Genomic DNA, 2764 nt, shown 5'->3' on the forward strand with positions numbered 1-2764 from the left:
CGACTGGTGCGTGGTCGGCGAGCCGTCCTCGAGCGCGCAGCTCGGCGACGTGATCCGCGTCGGGCGTCGCGGATCGCTGTCGGGCTACCTGACCGTGCACGGCGTGCAGGGACACGTGGCCTATCCGGAAAAAGCGAACAATCCGATCCACGCCTTCGGGCCGGCGCTGGCCGAGCTTGCCGCGACGCGCTGGGACGAGGGCAACGCGGATTTCCCGCCGACCTCGTTTCAGGTGTCCAACATCGCCGCGGGCACCGGCGCGACCAATGTGATCCCGGGCACGCTCGAGGTCGTGTTCAATTTCCGCTTCTGCACCGAGACCAGTGCCGCGTCGCTGCAGGAACGCACCGAAGCGCTGCTGCGCCGCCACGGGATCGCGTTCTCGCTGCGCTGGGATCTGTCGGGCGAGCCGTTCCTGACGCGCGGCGGCCCGCTGCGCGAACGCACGATCGCGGCGATCGCCGAGGTCTGCGGCATCGAGACGCTCGCGAGTACCGGCGGCGGCACGTCCGACGGCCGCTTCATCGCGCCGCTCGGCGCCGACGTCGTCGAAGTCGGCCCGGTCAACGCGACGATCCACAAGCTCGACGAGCATGTCGCGCTGGCCGATCTGGAACGCCTGCCGGCGCTGTATCTCGCGATCGCCGAGAAGCTGCTGCTGCATGCGTGACTGCGCGCGCCGGTTCGTGCGTTGCGTTGCGCTGCTGTTGGCCGCGCCGGGCGTCGCGCTGCCGGCGGGCGCTGCGGAAACGACGCTCTGGTTCAACCGCGGCGCACTCGCGCCGCTCGGCATCGAACTCTCCGACACCTGCGGCGGCTGCGCCGACAGCGCCGTGCGCGCCGACTACCGCGAGCAGCGCTTTAGCGTCGTCGATCCGGCAACGCTGCGCTGGCGTCATGACGACGCCGGGCGTTTCGGCGCGCTCGACGACGGCAGCGTGCGGCACCGCGGCGGACCGCAGCTGCGCCTGCCGGACGGCGGGCTCGATCTTCGCGGCTTCGCGCTGCGCCGCCGCGGCAGCGCGCGGATGGGGCTCGAACTCGTCGATGCGGCCGGCACGGCCTGGTTCGCGCTCGACCACGCGCATGCCTACGCCGATGACGGCGCCCTGTCGCTGCGCCACATGGATCTGCGGCTCGGCGCTGCGCTCGCGCGGCGTCTCGGGCAACCGGAATGGAGCGGCCTGCTGGTCGGCGGCGCGCAGGTCGAGGGGCTCGGCGGCGGCCGGTCGCACGCCAAGGCCACGGCGGTCTGTCCGCTGCAATGGCCTTCGGCCACGCGGCGCGCCGATGTGGAAATGCTGCGTCTCGCCGTGAACTGGGAAGAGCGCGAACCCGACGGCGTGAATTCCTATCGTTGTGGAAGAAGCGACGGCCTCGGCGCGCATACGCGCGTCTGCACGGCCGACAGCGACGACGGCCTCGTCGTGCTCGCGCCCGACGCGAGCCTGCGCAACGCCGGCGACGCGTCGGTGGCCTGGTACGCGAAGTTCTCCGCACCCGCGCCGCCGTATGCGAACGACCAGCATCCGTTCCTGGTCTGGAATCTCTATCGCCTGGACGCCGACGGCCGGCTGCGCCAGATCGGCGCCTCCGGCGCCAAGCACGCGTTCCACACCATCAACGCCGTCTGCGGCTGCGGCGAAGGCAACGTGCTGTATCCGGGCTGCGAGGACACCTACGGCGGCTTCAGCAACGACTTTCCGACCGGCCTCGCGCCGCGCCGGGAGATCGTGCCGTTCACCGCGCAGTGGGGACGCTGCGGGTCGATGTATGACAAGGACTGCGACGGCCGCCGCGACGCCGACGACGGCCTGCTGCCCGACGATGCGTACAACCGCGCCAAGCGCCTGGCCGTCCGCGAAAGCGAGCTGCTGCCGGCGCGCCATCCCGGCGCGCGCTGGTTCCTCGAATACTGGTACGTGGTGCGCGACGACGCCGATCCCTGGAACAACCTCGGGCTGCTGCAGGTCGTGCCGCAGAAGGTGCGCGGGCAGGGCGCCGACCCGAATGCCTGGGTCTGGCGGTTCGACGTCGCCGACTTCCGCCGCGGCAGTGTGCTCGACCGCTGGCTCGGTCTCGCGCCGGCGGGCGGCTGGCAGCGGCGCAGCCTCGTCGCGACGCCGCAGGGCAGGGCGCTGCTCGCTACGCGCGTGACGCCGCTTGCCGACGGGCGCTACGCCTACGACTACGCGCTGTTCAATCTCGACCTCACACTGGCGCGCACCAGCGGCCACGAGCCGAACCTGCGCGTCGAGCAGAACCTCGGCATCGAGCGCTTCTCCGTGTTCGCCGATCCGCACGCGCAGATCGACCGCATCGACTTCGACGGCGTTGCCGATACCGGCACGGCCTGGTCCGGCGAGCGCAGCGCCGACCGCGTCGCCTGGACGCGCGGCAGCGGCGCGGCGCTCGACTGGGGACTGACCTTCCGCTTCGGCTTCGTCAGCGACCTCGGTCCGCGCGACAGCACGGCTCACCTCGGCATCGGCGAGGCGATCCGGCACGCCGCGACGTTCGCGCCGCTGCATGACGTCCGACCGCGGCCGCGTGCCCGTCCTCCGGCTCAGCCGTAAAACGGAGCGGGGCGGGCCGAAGCGGCCCCGACCGTCGAGGGAGCAGATCTGTCCGCACAACTTTGGTCACGCCTTACTCCGCGCTGGCATAAGCTGTGCTACTTTCGGAGGCTGAATGCGTAAGGGTACGTCCAGGGGATCCGGGAGTAGCGGATGGGGTGGTCGGGTAATGTCGTGCGGTTGTCGGG

Annotated in this window: 2 protein-coding genes; both read left to right on the forward strand. The window is 71.3% G+C overall.

The genetic code is table 11. The features are described from left to right. Nucleotides 1-670: succinyl-diaminopimelate desuccinylase (gene dapE / locus VLF18_RS05650; protein ID WP_325278639.1), on the forward strand; the 670-nt coding region annotated here is incomplete at its 5' end. Further along, nucleotides 663-2576 carry a hypothetical protein gene (locus VLF18_RS05655; RefSeq protein ID WP_325278640.1) on the forward strand — a complete coding sequence of 638 codons (1914 nt, stop codon included), beginning with the start codon at nucleotides 663-665 and terminating at the stop codon, nucleotides 2574-2576. The genes dapE and VLF18_RS05655, both read left to right, overlap by 8 nt. Nucleotides 2577-2764 lie beyond the last annotated feature (188 nt).

It is taken from the genome of Tahibacter sp. (assembly GCF_035481375.1).
Lineage (GTDB): Bacteria > Pseudomonadota > Gammaproteobacteria > Xanthomonadales > Rhodanobacteraceae > Tahibacter.